Raw genomic sequence first — 18588 nt, forward strand, 5'->3', positions numbered from 1 at the left:
AAGTTATTATTATATATGTATATACATGTATTTTTATTTTATATGAAAATATCCTTAAAGTGTTACATTATCTGAGAATGTAGGTGGCTTTATGAAACGTATTCATTACAGCTGGTTTGTTTTAGCGATTACTTTTTTCTCCATTATTGTAGCGGGTATTACTTTATCTTCATCCGGTGTTTTTATTGGTCCGTTTGAACAGGAGTTTGGCTGGGATCGTTCAATCATTGCAATGGCTTTTGCCATCAGCCTTTTTTTATATGGCATTTCAGGCCCATTTATGGCAGCACTACTTGAAGTGATTGGATTAAAGAAAATGATGTTAGCTGCGATGATAATATTAGTCATAGGGATCTCGCTCACATTGTTGATGCAACAAGCATGGCAATTAATGATAATTTGGGGCTTTATTATTGGTTTAGGAGCTAGTCTCTTTTTAACAGTATTAAGTCCTTTTGTGGCGAATCATTGGTTTGAGAAAAGAAGAGGGCTTGCATTAGGAATACTAACAGCTAGTACTGCAACAGGCCAATTAGTACTGCTACCAATTTTAGCGATGATGATTGAAAATTACTCATGGCGTTGGGCAATTGCATTAATCATTGTGTTAAGTTCGATCATGTTAATGATTATTGCATTGTTTATGAAAAATAAACCGATGGATGTGGGGCTTCTTGCATATGGTCTTGACGAAGAACGATTGGTAGATGTAGTAGAAAATAAGAAAAATCCAATCGTTATTGCCTTTAATGGTTTATTTGAGGCTGTGAAAGTGAAAGCATTTTGGCTTTTGGCTGGTAGTTTCTTTATTTGTGGATTATCGACTAGTGGCTTAATAGGTACACATTTTGTATCGTATTGTATTAGTTTCGGTATTCCGTTAGTAACAGCAGCATCTTTTCTATCCTTCATGGGAATTTTTAATCTAGTAGGAACAACATTATCAGGCTGGTTATCGGATCGCTTCGATAATCGTTGGTTACTATTTTGGTATTATCTTTTACGGGGGGCTTCCTTAGTTTTACTGCCGTATGCATTAGTGCAAGGCTCTTTACCATTGCTCATCATGTTTACTGTCTTTTATGGACTAGATTGGATTGCAACTGTACCGCCAACTGTTAGTATCTCAAGGCAAATTTTTGGTACCCAAAAAAGCGGAGTTATTTATGGCTGGATATTCGCTTCCCATCAGGCAGGTGCAGCAGTAGCAGCATATGGGGGAGGTCTTATCTATAAACTTTTCAATTCTTATACTTGGGCATTTTTCTTGGCTGGCGTTTTTTGTGTTTTCGCTGGTTTGTTTGTCATCATTGTAAAAAAACAAGTACCGAATGTCATGCATAATGCTGATACAGCATAATAGTATAAACAATATGGAACGGACAAATAGTACGCTAGAAAATTAATCTAGTGTGCTATTTTTTATTGAAAATATTTGCATTTTATTTGAAGGGAAAATATAGAAGTGGGAAGCTTTAAACAAATCGTATGAAATGTTTTGACTTCGCTCAAACAAAAGTTTATAATACAAACAAATATAATAAAAGGTGATGCTATGAATGAAAGAGAACAAGCGGTACTGGCTTTAATTCGCAAAAATCCGTTTATGTCTCAGCAAGAGATGGCAGATAAGATGAATCTGTCCCGTCCAGTACTTGCGAACTTAGTGTCGAGCTTAACGAAGCAAGGGAAAATTGTTGGCCGTGCTTATATTTTACCTGAGGAAAATGAAATTATTTGTATCGGTGGCGCCAATCTCGATCGCAAATTTCATGTAAAAGGGACTGTTCAATTAGGTACTTCGAATCCTGCTAGTTCCTCATTCAGTGTAGGTGGAGTTGGACGCAATATTGCGGAAAATTTAGGCCGACTTAATCATCAGGTGACGTTATTAACGACAGCAGGGAAAGATGCGGATTGGCAAGTAATCCAAGAAGCATCAGAATCATTTATGAATTTGCGCTATGTCGAGCAGTTACCAGATGCTTCAACTGGTTCTTATACGGCGATTATGGACGAGCAAGGTGAGCTTGCATTAGCTGTGGCAAATATGGAAGTTTATGATTTATTGTTGCCGAGTTTGTTAAAGAAATACGAGGCAATGCTTATGAATGCTGGCTGCTTTATTATGGATTTAAATTGCCCGAAAGAAACGGTAGTGTATATCCAACAAGTCGCGATTGCGCGCGCTATTCCATTTGTTATCGTTCCTGTATCTTCTCCCAAAATGAATCGATTACCGGATACATTGCAAGGTGTGACGTGGTTTATATGTAATACGGACGAAGCAGAGACGATTGTAGGTCATACAATCAATACCGAGGCAAACTATGACAAAGCGATTCAAAAGCTTCTACAATTAGGAGCAGAGCATGTCATTATTACGGCAGGTAGCAAAGGAGTCTATGCTGCCTCTACCACTAGTCCACCACGTCATTTTACTGCGAAAGCAATAAAGAAAATTGAAGATGTAACGGGCGCGGGTGACGCTTTTGTAAGTGCTGTCATTCATAGTTGGTTAAGGGGGCAATCGTTTGAAGTTTGCATAGACGCAGGCTTAACGAATGCCAAAAATACACTGGCATCCCCATATACAGTAAGACCTGAACTATCAGAAGAATTGTTGAAAAGTGAAATGGAGGAATAACATCATGAAAGAATTCATCGTATTATCAGAAGAAGTAAAAGCTGGACAAGCACAAGGACTACCAATTGTTGCATTAGAGTCAACAATCATTTCACATGGTATGCCATATCCTCAAAACGTACAAACGGCACGTGAAGTAGAGCAAATTATTCGTGATAACGGTGCGGTGCCTGCAACAATCGCGCTGATTGATGGGAAAATTAAAATCGGTTTATCTGACGAAGAACTTGAAATGTTTGGGAATGCACAAGGTGTTGCAAAAACTTCTCGTCGCGATTTAGGCTATTTATTGGCTACGAAAAAATTAGGTGCGACAACAGTTGCTGCAACAATGATTTGCGCTGAGCTTGCAGGTATTGACATTTTCGTTACAGGTGGTATCGGAGGCGTACACCGTGGTGCTGAAACAACAATGGATATTTCAGCAGACTTAGAAGAATTAGCACAAACAAATGTAGCTGTTATTTGTGCAGGTGCGAAATCTATTTTAGATATCGGTTTAACATTAGAATATCTTGAAACAAAAGGTGTACCAGTAGTCGGATATGGCACGTCTGAGCTTCCAGCATTCTACACTCGCCAAAGCGGATTTGATGTCAACTTTAAACTAGATACACCAGAAGAAGTTGCAGCAATGTTGCGTGCTAAGTGGGATTTAGGCTTACAAGGTGGCGCAGTTATTGCAAACCCTATCCCTGAAGCGGATGCACTAGAGCATAAATTTATCACAAGCATTATTGAAAAGGCTTTACAAGAAGCTGAAGAAAATGGTATCCAAGGTAAAAACGTAACACCATTCTTACTTGGTAAAGTAAAAGAGTTAACAGCAGGTAAGAGCCTTGATGCCAATATCGCATTAGTGAAAAACAATGCAGTAGTTGGTGCGAAAATTGCAGTGGCTTACAACAAAGCAAACTAACAAGTAAATGAAAGACTCTTTGCGAAGCAAATCAGCCTAGCAAAGGGTCTTTTTATTTATAATAATGAATATTTTTTCCATTTATAAAACTTGTTCACGATATTATCTAAACTATATGACACAGTCCCTTTACAATCGCCCTCTATTTTTTATACAATTAAGTTTATATCTAATCTGAAAAATTTGACGAGCAAGGTGGACATGTTATGGCGAAAGAGCAAATTTTGACTCCTGAGGACGTTTTTGAGTTAGTCAAATCCTACATGAATGAGGAAAATGTCGCATTCGTGAAAAAAGCATATGAATTGGCAAGAGATGCGCATATTGAGCAATTCCGTAGCTCTGGTGAACCGTATATTATTCACCCAGTGCAAGTTGCCGGTATTTTAGCTGAATTACAAATGGATCCAGAAACTGTGGCAGCAGGCTTTTTACACGATGTTGTCGAAGATACGGAATTTACACGTGATGACCTAGTCCGTGAATTTGGCGAGGAAGTAGCAATGCTCGTTGATGGTGTGACGAAGCTGGGGAAAATAAAATATTTATCGAAAGAAGCACAGCAGGCGGAAAATCACCGTAAAATGTTTGTCGCTATGGCACAGGATATTCGTGTTATCTTAATTAAGCTTGCGGATCGTTTGCATAATATGCGTACCTTAAAGCATTTACCTGCTGAAAAACAACGCCGTATTTCAAAAGAAACGCTTGAAATTTTTGCTCCCCTTGCACATCGTCTAGGAATTTCGACAGTAAAATGGGAGCTGGAGGATACTGCACTACGTTATTTAAATCCACAGCAATATTACCGTATTGTCAGTCTAATGAAGAAGAAGCGAGATGAACGTGAGGCTTATTTAGACAATGTTATGGGAGAAATGAAATCCCAACTTTCTGAAGTGGAAATCGATGCGGATATTTATGGTCGTCCGAAACATATATACAGTATCTATCGTAAAATGGTGCTTCAAAAAAAGCAATTTAACGAAATTTATGATTTGTTAGCCATTCGCGTTTTAGTTGATAGCATAAAAGATTGCTATGCAGTGTTAGGTATTGTGCATACATTATGGAAGCCGATGCCTGGGCGTTTTAAAGATTATATTGCAATGCCAAAGCAAAACTTATATCAATCATTGCATACAACGGTCATTGGTCCATACGGTGATCCACTAGAAGTACAAATCCGTACAAAAGAAATGCATAAAATTGCCGAATACGGGATTGCAGCTCACTGGGCTTATAAAGAAGGTAAAAAGATTGATATTGAAAAACAAAATGTCGATCAAAAATTAACTTGGTTTAGGGAAATATTAGAATTCCAAAACGAGTCTTCAAATGCCGAGGAGTTCATGGAATCTTTAAAATTCGATTTATTCTCTGATATGGTGTACGTGTTTACACCAGAAGGGGATGTAATAGAATTGCCAGCTGGTTCTGTACCTATCGATTTCGCATACCGTGTGCATTCAGAAGTCGGTAATCGTACAATCGGTGCAAAAATTAATGGCAAGATGGTGCCGCTCGATACACCATTAAAAACGGGTGATATTATTGAAATATTAACATCAAAACAATCTTTCGGCCCGAGTCGTGACTGGCTAAAAATTGCTCAATCATCCCAAGCAAAAAACAAAATTAAGCAATTTTTCAAGCGTCATCTTCGTGAAGAAAATATCATCAAAGGCAAAGAGATGATTGAAAAAGAAATACGCGCGCAAGATTTCGACATGAAAGAAACAATGTCAGCGGAAAACTTAAAACGTGTCTGCGATAAATTTAATTACACGAATGAAGAAGATTTATATGCCGCAGTTGGTGTAAATGGTATTACAGCGCAACAAGTTGTTAATCGTTTAGCTGAAAAACGTCGTAAAGAGCGTGAACAAGAAGAAGCACTTGAAAAAATTGAGCAAAAAATGAAAAATCCAATTCCGCAAAAGCGCACAGAGTCTGGCGTTATTGTAAAAGGAATTGACAATATGCTCATTCGATTGTCTCGTTGCTGTACACCAGTGCCGGGTGATGACATTGTCGGTTTTATTACGAAAGGACGAGGTGTTTCTGTACACCGTGCAGATTGTCCAAACATCCAAATTGAGGATGAGCAGGAACGTATTATTGAAGTTGAATGGGAGAATGGGCTTACACCTGAGAAAAAAGAGTATCCTGTCGATATTGAGGTATCTGCCTTTGATAGACCTGGTATTTTAAATGAAATTATGCAAATCGTCAGCGAGACGAAAACGAACATTTTAGCTGTGAGCGGCCGTGCTGATCGTGATAAAATCGCCACTATTCACCTAACGATTTCAATTTCAAATATTTCTCATTTGCATAAGGTTGTTGAACGTATAAAACAAACACCTGATATATATTCTGTGCAGCGTGTAATTAACTAAAGGCTGAGAAAAGAATAGTGTAGATTTTTTATAGATTGAGGGGTTTAACATTATGAAAGTAGTTTTACAGCGGAGTAAGGCTGCATCTGTTACGGTACAAGGAGAAGTAACAGGTGCTATTGATAGCGGCTATGTGCTTCTTGTAGGCATTACACATGACGATACAACCGAAGACGTGGCCTATCTAGCAAAAAAAGTCGCTAATCTACGCTTGTGGGAAGATAGTGAAGGGAAAATGAATCACTCTATTTTGGAGCATGGTGGGGCAATCCTATCAGTGTCTCAATTTACATTGTATGGAGATACGAAAAAGGGCAATCGTCCAAGCTTTATAAGTGCGGCAAGACCAGAAATGGCGGCCCCTTTGTGGGAGGCATTTAATGATGCATTACGAGGCTATGGTCTACAGGTGGAGACAGGAATTTTTGGTGCTATGATGGATGTGGCATTGACAAATGATGGACCTGTTACAATTCTACTTGAGTCAAAATAGAGGTACATTGTCTAGCATTCCTTCATATACTAAAAAGAATGGCTAAATGTGGGAAGGAAGTGTAATTTCGATGACGCAAATAGGAAGGATGTCGAATCCTTATTTATATGAAACACTGAAACTGATGATTGGCCAAATGATCGTTGTTCAAACGAAGAAGAATATTCAGCAAGGTAAGTTGACCTCCATATTACCAGACCATATCGTTATCGAAATTAATCGCACACCCTTCTTTATTCGCATGGAGGAAATTGTATGGGTCACATTAGCGATAACATAAGTAAATCACATATAAAAACCTTCATTTTCTTTAATTAGAAAATGAAGGTTTTTTTTATTCGTTTGCATCAAAATAATCTAAAATGCCTTGATAAATGCCAAGTGAGGCTTGTTCTCGGAATTTAGCTGTTGTAATAACTCTTTCTTCATTGGCATTACTTAAAAAACCGAGTTCGATCAGCACTGCTTTTTGTCGATTTTCACGTAGTACTAAATAATTTCCTTGTTGTGTACCACGATCTTTTAAGTTGATTTTGCTAGCTAGCCCATTGTGTATGGCTTCAGCAAGCCCTTTTTGATTGTTGTTTAAATAATAGGAGGTAAAGCCAGAAATTGAGCTATTGTCAGTCGCATCATAGTGAATACTGATAAAAGCGTCTGCATCATGCTGGTGAGCAATAGACACACGTTTGCGAAGTGCAACATATTCATCTGATTCACGTGTCATGACAACATTTGCACCTGCTGCACTTAACTTGGAAGCAAGCAGGGATGCCGTTTTCAAAGTAATGTCTTTTTCATCAGTACCGCGCTGTCCAGTCGTCCCATGGTCATTACCACCATGCCCAGGGTCTACAACAATTGTTAGTCCATTTAAAGTCCCGTTTTTTCGAGGCTCAGACTTTGTTTTGTTAGTTGTTTTTGTCGCTGCATTATTTTGTGAAGTGGTCACAACCCAATTGGCAACGAAAGCGGTTTTATCGCCTAATTGAATTTCATAAAAATCATCTTTAGCACCTACAATGGGAAAAGTTTCACCTGCATCTACACGTTGCACAACCTCCGCAGTGGTTGTCGCATCTGTGCGTAAGTTGGTGCCATTATAAATAATTGTGACAGATTCAAGCGTTGATGAAGAAGATGATGTTGTTGTTTTCGAAGTCGTTTTTACCGCATTTGAAAATGTCCCATAGAAACTATAAACCCAACCGGCTTTTTTATTACTATACTGAATTTGCACCCAATTGTGCTCTTGAGCAAGCACCTTAAAAGATTGTCCTTTGGAAACAGTCCCTAAAATTTTGGATGTTAAATCAGCTTTTTTTCGGACATTTAACGTATCGACTAAAATCGTAAAAGTAGTCCCTTTTGATTCGGTTGTTGTAGACACTTCAACTACTGGTTCAGTTGTTGTTTTTTCCGTTTTTTCATTAATCGTCACATAGTCTGAAGATACCCAACCAATTAGTCCATTCCAATTAATCTTCGCCCATTCACCATGTTCTGTTATTAATGTGGCTTGATTACCTGTTGACAGTTGTCCAAGAACAGGGGACGCAATATCTGGTTCCGTACGAATGTTTAGACGATCAACTTGGGAAATAACAGTTTTATCTATTGTTTGTTGCTCATTTATGGATGCTGTTAGCCATGAAGCTACCCATCCTTCGTAATCGCCTGTTTTTACTTGAATCCAGTCTCCCTCGCGACCGATAGATGTTAATGAATCGCCTTCTTCTAATGTGGTAATAATGGGGTAAGAGAGCCCAGGTCCTTCGCGTAAATGAAGTATGGTTCCAGTTACTTTTAAATCACTTGTATCGGCAAGCGCTAGTTCTTTGTCGCTGATATGTGGTATCATAAATGCTAATAATAAGACAAAGATAATGGTTTTATGTATAAGTTTTGTCGTCATCGAACCCCTCCTTTTCTTGTGCTATTTTACCATGTTTTTATGCTAAAATTCGAGGGAAAAAGGTAACAGAAATCGTTTTTTTAACAACTGTATGATGAAAAACAAGAAAACAGTTGACATTACCTTATGTTGTGACTAACATAAAGGGTAATCAAAAAATGATTAACCGCTTATGACCAAGCAAGTAGCGTATACCTCTATTGGAAAAGAGAGGGAAAGACTTAGGCTGCAATCTTTCCTACAAAAATGTATAAGGCGAATAACACTTGAGAGGCTTTTTTCTGAAAAGGAATACTTAGTAGGAAAAAACGGAATCGGCCGTTACCCGATTATGAGGAGGACGCAATATACGTTATGCGTCAACTAGGGTGGAACCGCGGAAGCATATACAGCTCTCGTCCCTTGCAATTATGCAAGGTGACGAGGGCTTTTTTTGTTGGATTTCTTCTGTACAAGGTCGGTCTATCTACAGTATGTTCGTATTTTACATACGAAGGCTAGCTCATAAGCAATTGAAAAGGAGGTATTTTCATGACTTTTAAAGTGCCACGAGGAACACAAGACATATTGCCAGGTCAATCAGAAAAATGGCAAAAGGTCGAATCGATTATTCGTGATATATGTCGTGTCTATCGATATAACGAAATTCGTACACCGATTTTTGAACAAACAGATTTATTTGCACGCGGTGTTGGTGAAACAACGGATGTTGTCCAAAAGGAAATGTATACATTTGAAGACCGCGGGGGTCGTTCATTAACATTGCGCCCTGAAAATACAGCCGGCGTTGTACGTGCCTATGTAGAACATAAAATGTTTGGTGCACCTGATCAGCCTGTCAAGCTATCTTATATTGGACCAATGTTCCGATATGAACGCCAACAGGCTGGTCGTTACCGTCAATTTGTGCAATTCGGTGTTGAAGCAATTGGCTCAGCGGATCCTGCAATTGATGCTGAAGTCATTGCGCTAGCTATGGACATCTATGAATCAACAGGCTTAAAGGATTTAAAATTAGTAATCAACTCTCTTGGGGATAAAGAAACACGTGATGCCCATCGTACAGCGTTGATTAATCATTTCGAGCCACATATTCACGAGTTTTGTGCAGATTGCCAAAATCGTTTGCAAAAAAATCCGTTACGTATTTTAGATTGTAAAGTAGACCGCGAGCATCCATTAATGGCTTCTGCACCGGCATTAACTGATTTTTTAACAGACGATTCAGCGGCATATTTTGCTCAAGTTAAATCGTATTTAGATACACTTGGAATTACGTATGAAGTAGATCCAAACTTAGTACGTGGCCTTGACTACTATAACCATACAACATTTGAAATTATGTCTACTGCTGATGGCTTTGGTGCTATCACAACACTTTGTGGTGGCGGTCGTTACAATGGGTTAGTAGAGGAAATAGGCGGTCCTAATGTACCAGGTATAGGCTTTGCGTTAAGTATTGAGCGTTTACTATTAGCGCTTGAAGCTGAAGCAGTGGAGTTAGATACAGAATCTGCTCTAGATGTTTACATGATTGCCATGGGTGCTGAAGCGAAGCTAAAGGCAGTAGAGCTAACAAGTTCATTCCGTGCAAAAGGCATTGCAACCGACATGGATTACCTAGATCGCAAAATGAAAGCCCAAATGAAATCTGCAGACCGATTAGGTGCTCAATATACAATCGTCTTAGGTGAAACAGAAATGGAAGAACAAGCAGCGACAGTCAAACATATGGCAACTGGGGAGCAACAAAAAGTCGCTTTCTCAGAATTAGTGAACTACTTACTTAAATAAATGAAATAGATGTTGGAGGAAATACAAAATGGCAAAAAGAACTCATGCTAGTAACGAACTTTCTGAAACGTTACAAGGCGAACACGTTGTATTAAAAGGTTGGGTGCAACGCCGTCGCGATTTAGGTGGTCTAATTTTTATCGACCTACGTGACCGTACAGGTATTACACAAGTAGTATTTAGCCCAGATGTAGCAGAAGCACATGCTTTAGCTGATAAAGTGCGTAGCGAATACGTAATCGAAGTTGAAGGGAAAGTTATTCTTCGTGCAGAAGATCAAATCAACCCAAATGTGCCAAACGGAAAAATCGAGGTTGAAGCAACAAGCCTAATCGTTATTAATACAGCAAAGACGCCGCCTTTCCAAATTGAAGATCGCACTGACGTTTCAGAAGATTTACGATTAAAATATCGTTATCTAGATTTACGTCGTCCAGTGATGTTTGATACGTTCAAAATGCGCTCAGACGTAACACGTACAATTCGTAACTTTTTACAAAATGAAGGTTTCTTAGAAGTAGAAACGCCAATTTTAACAAAATCAACGCCAGAAGGTGCTCGTGACTATCTAGTACCATCACGTGTACATGAGGGAGAGTTTTATGCATTACCGCAATCTCCACAACTATTTAAACAATTATTAATGGTAGCAGGTTTTGAGAAGTATTTCCAAATTGCTCGTTGTTTCCGTGACGAAGATCTACGTGCTGACCGTCAACCTGAATTTACTCAAGTGGACATTGAAACAAGCTTCTTAACACAAGAAGAAATTTTGGAAATGAATGAACGTTTAATTCAAGCTGTTATGAAAGATGTAAAAGGCATCGACATTCCTGCACCGTTCCAACGTATGAAATACCAAGAAGCGATGGATCGCTATGGCTCAGATAAACCAGATGTTCGCTTCGGTTTAGAGCTAGTAGCATTAAATGATATTTTTGATGGCTGTGATTTCAAGGTGTTTGCTGATACAGTAGCGCAAGGCAAGCAAGTGAAAAGTATTAACATCAAAGGTGCGGCTGATAAATATTCACGTAAAGATATGGACGAGCTGACAAAATTCGTTGGTATTTACGGGGCAAAAGGTCTTGCTTGGTTGAAAGTAACAGAAGAAGGTTTAAATGGACCTATCGCTAAATTCTTCGATGAAGCGTTAGCAGCTGCTTTAATTGAGCGCATGGGTGCTGAAATTGGTGATATTTTAGTATTCGTAGCTGACAAAGCTCCTATAGTGGCGGCATCTCTAGGTGCTCTTCGTACAAAATTAGGTCAAGATTTAGGCTTAATCGATGAATCACAATTTGCCTTCTTATGGATTACAGACTGGCCGTTATTCGAGTACTCAGAAGAAGATGGTCGCTTCAAAGCAGCCCACCATCCATTCACACGTCCATTTGACGAAGATATCGAGTTAATGGATACAAATCCTGCTGCAGTACGTGCACAAGCTTACGATATCGTGTTAAACGGTTATGAGCTTGGCGGTGGTTCACTACGTATTTATGAGCGTGATTTACAAGAAAAAATGTTTAAACTACTTGGTTTCACGGAAGAAGAAGCACAAGCGCAATTCGGCTTCCTGTTAGAAGCGTTTGAATACGGCGTTCCTCCACATGCAGGTCTTGCATTTGGTCTTGACCGTTTCGTTATGCTACTTGCAGGACGTACGAATTTACGTGATACAATTGCATTCCCGAAAACGGCAAGTGCAAGCTGCTTATTAACGGATGCGCCAAGCGAAGTATCTCCTGAGCAATTAAGCGAATTAAGCCTCGCGATTAAATCTTTTAAAAGATAAAAATAATGCGGAATACCTAGATTCTCTAACAAAAAATGTTGGGAATCTAGGTATTTTTTGTTTATTTCGAAAGAATTTGTTTTTTTGCTATAAATCGTTTGAATTATCTGAAATATGGTGTTATGATATCTGTAATACGAATCCTGATGTGTTTGTCTAACTGCTAACTCTATTTAACAGTTTTGACCGAACACTATATCGTCGGGAGCCATCTAATTTTGTAGTGGCAAACAAGCCCCATATGGAGAGGGACGTTTAAAGCTATGAAGCGGGCACCCACCTGCAAATTGCGGGTTCAAAACGAATGTTTCATTGGCATTACGGCACTATCGGGATTCGTCCATACATAGAGTGCTAGAGGATGCTAGAGCAAAGTAGTATTGTGCTTGTATTATTTACATTTACCCAATTTACAAGAGTGCATTCGTTGATAGAAGCGAATAGCGACATTTAAAAAGTGTTAGGTCGACATTAGGTCAATCTAACACTTTTTCTATTGGGATTAGCTTATTTTAAGTCAGGACTTTTTTGTTAAATTGAAAGAAAAATAAGAAAAATTGTAAAAATTACTTTTTATTTTCAAATGAACATACTATAATTGGTATAGACAACTAGACCATTATGCAAATAGATGTCTTTTTCTTGAACAGCAAAGTTGTTAAAAGCAAAGGCAGTGGAGGTGTTGAATTGAGCAACAGATTATTAATTTCCAATGTCACGATCGTCAACGATACCGATTTGCCGTTCAAAGGTGATGTTTTCATCGCGAATGGTCGAATTATGAAAGTAGGCAATGAATTAATCGAACAGGCAGAACAATATATTGATGGTAAGGGAAAAGACTGGTTGCTATTCCCTGGTTATATTGATATGCATATTCATGGTTCTGCCGGAAGTGATGCGATGGATGCCACAGAGCAAGCGCTGCATCAAATATCCCGTTCCTTAGTACAAGAAGGTGTCACAGGCTATCTTGCTACGACCATGACACAGGCACAAGCAAGCATTGAGCAAGCATTAAAGACGATAGCACAATTTGAAAATGATGAAGATGAAGCCACGTTGTTAGGCGTGCACGTTGAAGGTCCATATGTGTCACCGAAGCGAGCTGGTGCCCAACCAGTAGACTATATGATTTTACCATCAATCGAGCAATTTGCTTATTGGCAGAAATTAAGTCACAACCGTATTAAACAAATAACTGTCGCTCCAGAGCTGGAAGGTGGCATAGCGTTTATCGAAGCGCTACATAAGCAAGGCGTAATTGTTTCAATTGGTCATTCAGATGCAACGTTTGAAGAGGTCGATAGAGCAGTGGCGGTTGGTGTGAGACAGGCAACGCATTTATACAATCAAATGAGACCATTCCATCATCGCAATCCAGGGGTAGTCGGTGGCGTACTTCTTGAAAATACGGTGAAAGTTGAAATTATCGCGGATTTTGTTCATTGTCATCCTATGTCAATACAACTTGCTTACCGACTAAAGGGGGCAGCGGGAATTATCTTAATTACGGATGCAATGCGTGCGAAAGGATTGCAATATGGCAATTATGATTTAGCTGGTCAAACGGTCCATGTTACAGCAAGCGGAGCGCATTTACCCAATGGAGCATTAGCTGGTAGCATTTTAACGATGGAACAAGCAGTGAAAAATATGAAAGCGGTCACAAACTGTTCATTGTCAGAACTTGTTGCCATGTCTTCTGCAAATGCAGCACAGCAATTACAGCTATGTACAAAAGGTCGTATCGCAAAAGGCTTTGATGCGGATGTGATTTTATTAGATCAACAGCTAAATGTAGAAAAAACTATTTGTCGGGGAAAAGTTGTATTTGAGAAATCATAGTAGAACGCGTTAGGAAGGTGTCAAACTTGTTAGATAAAAATTCTCATATACCAATCTATATACAAATAGAGGAAATATTAAAGCAAAGAATTTATTTAGAGGAATACAAAATAGGAGAAAATATTCCATCAGAGCGTGAGCTATCAGTGCAATTTGATGTGAGTAGAATGACGGTACGCCAATCTATTACCAATTTAGTAAACAGTGGGTTGCTCTATCGTGAAAAAGGAAGAGGAACGTATGTAGCCAATCCGAAATTGGAACAACCATTAATGGGATTAACAAGTTTTACAGAAGATATGCGTGCAAGAGGAATGGAACCGAGCAGTAAAGTTTTGCGCTTTGAAAAAATTGTGCCACCTCTAGACATAGCCGGTGACTTATTGTTAGAACCTGGGGAGGAAGTATTTTTTGTTGCACGGATACGAAATGCCGATTCTAAACCGATGGCAATAGAAAGAACGTATATTCCAGTGAAAGTTTATCCTGAATTAGATGAGAAAAAAATTATGGGCTCATTGTATGCACTGATTGAAGCGAAATTTCATCAGAAGATTGGCAATGCTATACAACAAATGGAAGCAGCTATTGTGGCGAAGGAGGACAGTAAATATTTGCAAATTAATAGTACAGCACCAGTGTTAATTATTAAACGAACAAGTTATTTAGCAGACGGTGTGCCATTCGAACTTGTACGAAGTACTTATCGTGCAGATCGATACAAATTTATAAGCGAAATTAAAAGGTGATGCGATGCGTGCTTATTTTCATGAACTTCAAAAACTATTAGATATTGTGCTAGAGCAGGAAAATGCACTGATAGCTGAAGCGGCACAACAGATTGTTTTGCGTCTCCAAAGTGGAGGGGTCGTGCAATTGTTTGGGTGTGGGCATTCACATCTATTAGCACAAGATGCTTTTTATCGTGCCGGGGGGCTTGTGCCTGTACGTCCTATAACAATAGAGCCATTAACTTTACATGCAGGTGCTTTGACATCTTCGAAAAATGAAAAAGACCCAACAATTATAGCGCGCCATAAAGAGCATTTTCATTTTCATGAGCACGATGTATGTATTGTTATTTCAACATCTGGACGCAATGATGCCCCAATCGATGCCGCATTGTTAGCCAAACAATCGGGTGTCCTCGTTATGTCTATGCAATCACTTGCGTATCGCCAACAACCAACTCGTCATCATAGTGGTAAGCGATTAGAGGATGTCGTTGATGTTGTTATTGATACACATATCCCTGTAGGAGATGGCTTATTACAATTACAGCAGATGCAATATGCTCCAGCGTCAACGGTTATTGGTTCTGCTATTCTTCATGCGTTATTTAGCCAAGTTATTGAAATAATGGCGGATTGTCAGGACATAGTACCTGTTTTTGAGAGTAACAATGTAGAGTCGAATTTGCATCATAATGATGTTATGATTGCGAACTATCAAACTCGGATTAATTTTGAATGAAATTTGGAGGGGTATCGATGAAAAAAACATTTAAGATTACAACACCAGAAGGCTTACATGCTCGACCAACAGCATTATTAGTAACTGCTGTAACACCATTTGCTTGTGATGTTCAGTTAACTCACAATGACAAGTCTGTCAATTTAAAATCAATTATGGGTGTTATGGCACAAGGAATCGTAACAGGAAGTATTGTGACGATTTCGGCACAGGGGACAGATGCAGATCAGCTGATGCAAACGGTGACAGAGGTGATCGTAACGAAAGGAATTGGTGAAGAATGTTAGAGATAAAAGGTATTGCCGTTTCTGAAGGCATTGCCTTTGCTGATGCTTATTGTTTAGTGGAACCAGATTTATCATTTGAAAAAGAGACGATTACCGATGTTCAGGCTGAAATAGAACGTTTTAAACAAGCGCTAGCGCAATCGAAAGTGGAATTACAAGAAATCGTAACAAGCGCGCAGGACAAATTTGGTGAAGAAAAAGCGGCGATATTTGTTGCCCATTTACTCTTATTAGAAGACCCTGAAATGTTAGCTGCTATTGAAGAAAAAATGAAACTAGGCAGTAATGCAGAGTATGCACTACATGAAGTTTCAAAAATGTTTATATCGATGTTTGAAGGAATGGACAATGCTTATATGCAGGAGCGAGCAGCGGATATTCGTGATGTAACGAAGCGATTATTAGCACATTTATTGCATGTGGAATTACCTGATATTCGTCGTTTAGCATCAGATGTCATAATTGTTGCTGAAGATTTAACTCCATCGATGACAGCACAATTAGATACCAAATATGTCAAAGGTTTTATTACAGATATTGGTGGGAAAACATCGCATTCTGCTATTCTCGCACGTTCTCTAGATATTCCAGCCATCGTGGGAACAAAAACGGCTACAAAGGAAATTAAACACGGCACGCCCCTTATTATGGATGGCACAAATGGCAACATACTTATGAATGTAACACCAGAAGTGACTACTTTTTATATGCAACAGCAACAACTGCAACAGCAACAACGAAGTGAGCTCTCACAATATCGTACGTTGTCGAGCATAAGTGCTGACGGGCACAGTGTAGAGATTGCTGGGAACATTGGCAAGCTGGAAGATGTAGAGAAGGTACTGCTTGCAGCGGGGGACGGTATCGGGCTATTTCGAACGGAGTTTTTGTATATGGAGCGGCAGGAACTCCCGAATGAAGAAGAACAGTTTCAAGCCTATCGTACCGTTCTTGAAAAAATGCAAGGGAAGCCTACAGTTGTTCGTACACTAGATATTGGTGGTGATAAGCACCTTCCTTACTTAAAGCTACCATCTGAAATCAATCCGTTTTTAGGCTACCGAGCGATTCGAATTTGCATAAATCAACAAACCATGTTTCGTACACAACTGCGTGCCTTACTAAGAGCAAGTGCCTATGGTAATTTGAAAATTATGTTTCCAATGATTGCAACGTTAGAGGAATGGCGCATAGCGAAGCAAATGTTAGTAGAAGAAAAAGCTCAATTGCAAGCACAAGGGGTTGTAATAGCCGATGCAATAGAAGTGGGCATAATGGTGGAAATACCTGCAGCCGCGATGATTGCTGATTTATTTGCACAAGAAGTCGATTTTTTCTCCATAGGGACAAATGATTTAATACAATATATGTTAGCTACAGATCGTATGAATGAAAAGGTTTCTTATTTATATCAACCATATCATCCGGCTGTACTAAGACTTATTAAACATATTATTGATGCGGCACATCAACACGGGAAATGGGTAGGAATGTGCGGTGAAATGGCAGCGGATGAAATGGCGATACCAATTTTACTGGCTCTCGGTTTAGATGAATTTTCTATGAATGCTGCTTCTATTCTCAAAGCAAGGGCACAGATTGCAAAGCTTTCAAAAGAGCAATTAGGCCAACATATTGAGGCTATTTTAATGTTAGCAACCGCTTCTGATGTTGAAGCATATATAAAACAACAGCTAATAATGTAATTATTTAATTCAGAATATTTTGTGAAAAAAGGAGGGTGTCATGGATATTAAATGCGTTCCATCAACGGATTACCTACAAATTCATCGACTAAGGGACTATTGCTTTCCAAATAAATATACTGGTGCACGTCGTGACGATTTTCATTATTGGATTGAACATAGTACAACACTGGGAGCTTATGATGGGGATAAAGTCGTGGGTCAGCTCTTAATACTGCCACTGAATATGACGATACATGGTGAAAATTATGAAATGGGGGGAATTGGATTTGTGGCAACCTATCCAGAGTATCGTCAGCAAGGGATTATGAAGAAGTTGATAATAGCTTCGCTGAAGGAAATGCGACAAAACGGGCAAACCATTTCAGTACTGGCACCATTTTCTGTCTCTTTTTATCGCTACTTTGGCTGGGAACTATTTTTTGATAAGCTTCAATATACCATTTCACAGTCGAAGTTTCCTGATTTCGGTAAACAATACGATGATGTGAAACGTATGAGCTTTGAATGGCCAGATACAACATTATTTGAAGCAATTCAGCAGTTTCATAATGCACAGGCACACCTGACGAATGGTAGCATGCTTCGAGACGCTGCTTGGTGGAAACGGATTGCAAGAAGATCGCCGGACAGTCACTTTGCCGCGTGTTTTTTTGCAAGTAGCATAGCTGGCTATATGCGTTATACGATTCAAGATGGTATTTTTACTATCCATGATTTTATTGCGCCACATCATCTGGCTGAACAAGCACTATGGCGTTTTGTCTCATCCCATGCTGCAAGTGTACACACGATTGAGGGAATAACAGCAAATGATCGCTATTTTGGCTTTAATTTTCAAGATCCACAAATTGAAAAAAAAGTAACACAAGATGTCATGGTTCGAATAGTGGATGCTTTCGCTTTTATGAAACGTTACCCTTGGAATAATTTACAGCACACGTTATACGTGCGTCTTAAGGATCCATTTTGTCCTTGGAATGAACAAATATACAGGATAAATAAAGATGGTCATGTTTCGATATTGGAGGCAAATTCAGTGTCTGAACAGCATATGTTAACATTACCAATCAACTTATTTTCAGCAATGATGGTCGGCTATCTTCGTGTTAAAGATGCAGTTGTTTTTAGCCAAAAAGAACTAGCAGAGGAAGAAATACAACATTGGCAGCAGGCGATTCCGTCAAATAAGCCTGCATTTTACGAATACTTTTAACTTGATTTCTGTTGCAGATGAGAAAAGGAAAATAACTAAACGTAATACGAGAGGCGTTTAAAGGTAAACGCAAAAATTTTTGAAGTTTTT

Annotated in this window: 15 protein-coding genes, 1 other RNA gene and 1 other annotated feature; of the genes, 15 read left to right on the forward strand and 1 reads right to left on the reverse strand. The window is 39.0% G+C overall.

Annotation, left to right across the window (positions count from 1 at the left end; all coding sequences use genetic code 11):
- Nucleotides 1-91 precede the first annotated feature (91 nt).
- The 6 genes from FC748_RS01800 to FC748_RS01825 all read left to right on the forward strand — a co-directional run bounded on the left by FC748_RS01800 (nucleotide 92) and on the right by FC748_RS01825 (nucleotide 6741).
- Nucleotides 92-1360 carry an MFS transporter gene (locus tag FC748_RS01800; RefSeq protein ID WP_108029846.1) on the forward strand — a complete coding sequence of 423 codons (1269 nt, stop codon included), beginning with the start codon at nucleotides 92-94 and terminating at the stop codon, nucleotides 1358-1360.
- Nucleotides 1361-1555: 195 nt separating this feature from the next.
- On the forward strand, nucleotides 1556-2647 hold the full coding sequence (locus tag FC748_RS01805; RefSeq protein ID WP_036205294.1) for a carbohydrate kinase: 1092 nt from the start codon (nucleotides 1556-1558) through the stop codon (nucleotides 2645-2647).
- Nucleotides 2648-2651: 4 nt separating this feature from the next.
- On the forward strand, nucleotides 2652-3566 hold the full coding sequence (locus FC748_RS01810) for a pseudouridine-5'-phosphate glycosidase (protein ID WP_108029845.1): 915 nt from the start codon (nucleotides 2652-2654) through the stop codon (nucleotides 3564-3566).
- A 206-nt stretch (nucleotides 3567-3772) separates the two neighbouring features.
- Nucleotides 3773-5968: a RelA/SpoT family protein gene (locus FC748_RS01815; RefSeq protein ID WP_024363150.1), complete on the forward strand. Its 2196-nt coding sequence runs from the start codon at nucleotides 3773-3775 to the stop codon at nucleotides 5966-5968.
- Between the two features lie 52 nt (nucleotides 5969-6020).
- A complete protein-coding gene (gene dtd, locus FC748_RS01820) occupies nucleotides 6021-6461 on the forward strand; it encodes a D-aminoacyl-tRNA deacylase (RefSeq protein ID WP_108029844.1) in 441 nt (146 codons plus the stop codon).
- 70 nt (nucleotides 6462-6531) lie between these two features.
- A complete protein-coding gene (locus tag FC748_RS01825) occupies nucleotides 6532-6741 on the forward strand; it encodes a DUF2642 domain-containing protein (protein ID WP_108029843.1) in 210 nt (69 codons plus the stop codon).
- 54 nt (nucleotides 6742-6795) lie between these two features.
- Here FC748_RS01825 and FC748_RS01830 read toward each other — a convergent pair whose 3' ends face one another.
- A complete protein-coding gene (locus FC748_RS01830) occupies nucleotides 6796-8376 on the reverse strand; it encodes an N-acetylmuramoyl-L-alanine amidase family protein (RefSeq protein ID WP_025220096.1) in 1581 nt (526 codons plus the stop codon).
- A 163-nt stretch (nucleotides 8377-8539) separates the two neighbouring features.
- Nucleotides 8540-8782 (forward strand) — a binding site (T-box leader).
- A 125-nt stretch (nucleotides 8783-8907) separates the two neighbouring features.
- Between FC748_RS01830 and hisS the strand changes: the two genes are divergently transcribed.
- The 9 genes from hisS to FC748_RS01875 all read left to right on the forward strand — a co-directional run bounded on the left by hisS (nucleotide 8908) and on the right by FC748_RS01875 (nucleotide 18498).
- Complete coding sequence (hisS, locus tag FC748_RS01835) at nucleotides 8908-10170, forward strand: histidine--tRNA ligase (protein WP_024363146.1); 1263 nt, start codon at nucleotides 8908-8910, stop codon at nucleotides 10168-10170.
- A 28-nt stretch (nucleotides 10171-10198) separates the two neighbouring features.
- Complete coding sequence (gene aspS, locus FC748_RS01840; RefSeq protein ID WP_024363145.1) at nucleotides 10199-11968, forward strand: aspartate--tRNA ligase; 1770 nt, start codon at nucleotides 10199-10201, stop codon at nucleotides 11966-11968.
- A 137-nt stretch (nucleotides 11969-12105) separates the two neighbouring features.
- A non-coding RNA gene (gene ssrS / locus FC748_RS01845) (6S RNA) lies at nucleotides 12106-12308 on the forward strand.
- 347 nt (nucleotides 12309-12655) lie between these two features.
- Nucleotides 12656-13816 (forward strand): N-acetylglucosamine-6-phosphate deacetylase, encoded by a 1161-nt coding sequence (nagA, locus tag FC748_RS01850; protein WP_024363144.1) that lies wholly within the window; start codon nucleotides 12656-12658, stop codon nucleotides 13814-13816.
- Between the two features lie 26 nt (nucleotides 13817-13842).
- Nucleotides 13843-14565, forward strand: a complete 723-nt coding sequence (locus FC748_RS01855; protein WP_024363143.1) for a GntR family transcriptional regulator — start codon at nucleotides 13843-13845, stop codon at nucleotides 14563-14565.
- A gap of 4 nt (nucleotides 14566-14569) precedes the next feature.
- On the forward strand, nucleotides 14570-15289 hold the full coding sequence (locus FC748_RS01860; RefSeq protein ID WP_024363142.1) for a sugar isomerase domain-containing protein: 720 nt from the start codon (nucleotides 14570-14572) through the stop codon (nucleotides 15287-15289).
- 17 nt (nucleotides 15290-15306) lie between these two features.
- Nucleotides 15307-15576 carry an HPr family phosphocarrier protein gene (locus tag FC748_RS01865; RefSeq protein ID WP_108029842.1) on the forward strand — a complete coding sequence of 90 codons (270 nt, stop codon included), beginning with the start codon at nucleotides 15307-15309 and terminating at the stop codon, nucleotides 15574-15576.
- Nucleotides 15570-17282, forward strand: coding sequence for a phosphoenolpyruvate--protein phosphotransferase (gene ptsP / locus FC748_RS01870; RefSeq protein WP_108029841.1), 1713 nt, complete (start codon nucleotides 15570-15572; stop codon nucleotides 17280-17282). The genes FC748_RS01865 and ptsP overlap by 7 nt, the downstream gene beginning before the upstream one ends.
- A gap of 40 nt (nucleotides 17283-17322) precedes the next feature.
- Entirely contained in the window at nucleotides 17323-18498 is a 1176-nt protein-coding gene (locus tag FC748_RS01875; RefSeq protein ID WP_108029840.1) for a GNAT family N-acetyltransferase, read from the forward strand.
- Nucleotides 18499-18588 lie beyond the last annotated feature (90 nt).

It is taken from the genome of Lysinibacillus sphaericus (genome assembly GCF_005217585.1).
Classification (GTDB): Bacteria; Bacillota; Bacilli; order Bacillales_A; family Planococcaceae; genus Lysinibacillus; species Lysinibacillus sphaericus.

Bases quoted from the DNA above. Each gene is read 5' to 3' on its own strand.
- FC748_RS01800 (WP_108029846.1), top strand. From the start codon at position 92: ATGAAACGTATTCATTACAGCTGGTTTGTTTTAGCGATTACTTTTTTC.
- FC748_RS01805 (WP_036205294.1), top strand. From the start codon at position 1,556: ATGAATGAAAGAGAACAAGCGGTACTGGCTTTAATTCGCAAAAATCCG.
- FC748_RS01810 (WP_108029845.1), top strand. From the start codon at position 2,652: ATGAAAGAATTCATCGTATTATCAGAAGAAGTAAAAGCTGGACAAGCA.
- FC748_RS01815 (WP_024363150.1), top strand. From the start codon at position 3,773: ATGGCGAAAGAGCAAATTTTGACTCCTGAGGACGTTTTTGAGTTAGTC.
- dtd (WP_108029844.1), top strand. From the start codon at position 6,021: ATGAAAGTAGTTTTACAGCGGAGTAAGGCTGCATCTGTTACGGTACAA.
- FC748_RS01825 (WP_108029843.1), top strand. From the start codon at position 6,532: ATGACGCAAATAGGAAGGATGTCGAATCCTTATTTATATGAAACACTG.
- FC748_RS01830 (WP_025220096.1), bottom strand. From the start codon at position 8,376: ATGACGACAAAACTTATACATAAAACCATTATCTTTGTCTTATTATTA.
- hisS (WP_024363146.1), top strand. From the start codon at position 8,908: ATGACTTTTAAAGTGCCACGAGGAACACAAGACATATTGCCAGGTCAA.
- aspS (WP_024363145.1), top strand. From the start codon at position 10,199: ATGGCAAAAAGAACTCATGCTAGTAACGAACTTTCTGAAACGTTACAA.
- FC748_RS01860 (WP_024363142.1), top strand. From the start codon at position 14,570: ATGCGTGCTTATTTTCATGAACTTCAAAAACTATTAGATATTGTGCTA.
- FC748_RS01865 (WP_108029842.1), top strand. From the start codon at position 15,307: ATGAAAAAAACATTTAAGATTACAACACCAGAAGGCTTACATGCTCGA.
- ptsP (WP_108029841.1), top strand. From the start codon at position 15,570: ATGTTAGAGATAAAAGGTATTGCCGTTTCTGAAGGCATTGCCTTTGCT.
- FC748_RS01875 (WP_108029840.1), top strand. From the start codon at position 17,323: ATGGATATTAAATGCGTTCCATCAACGGATTACCTACAAATTCATCGA.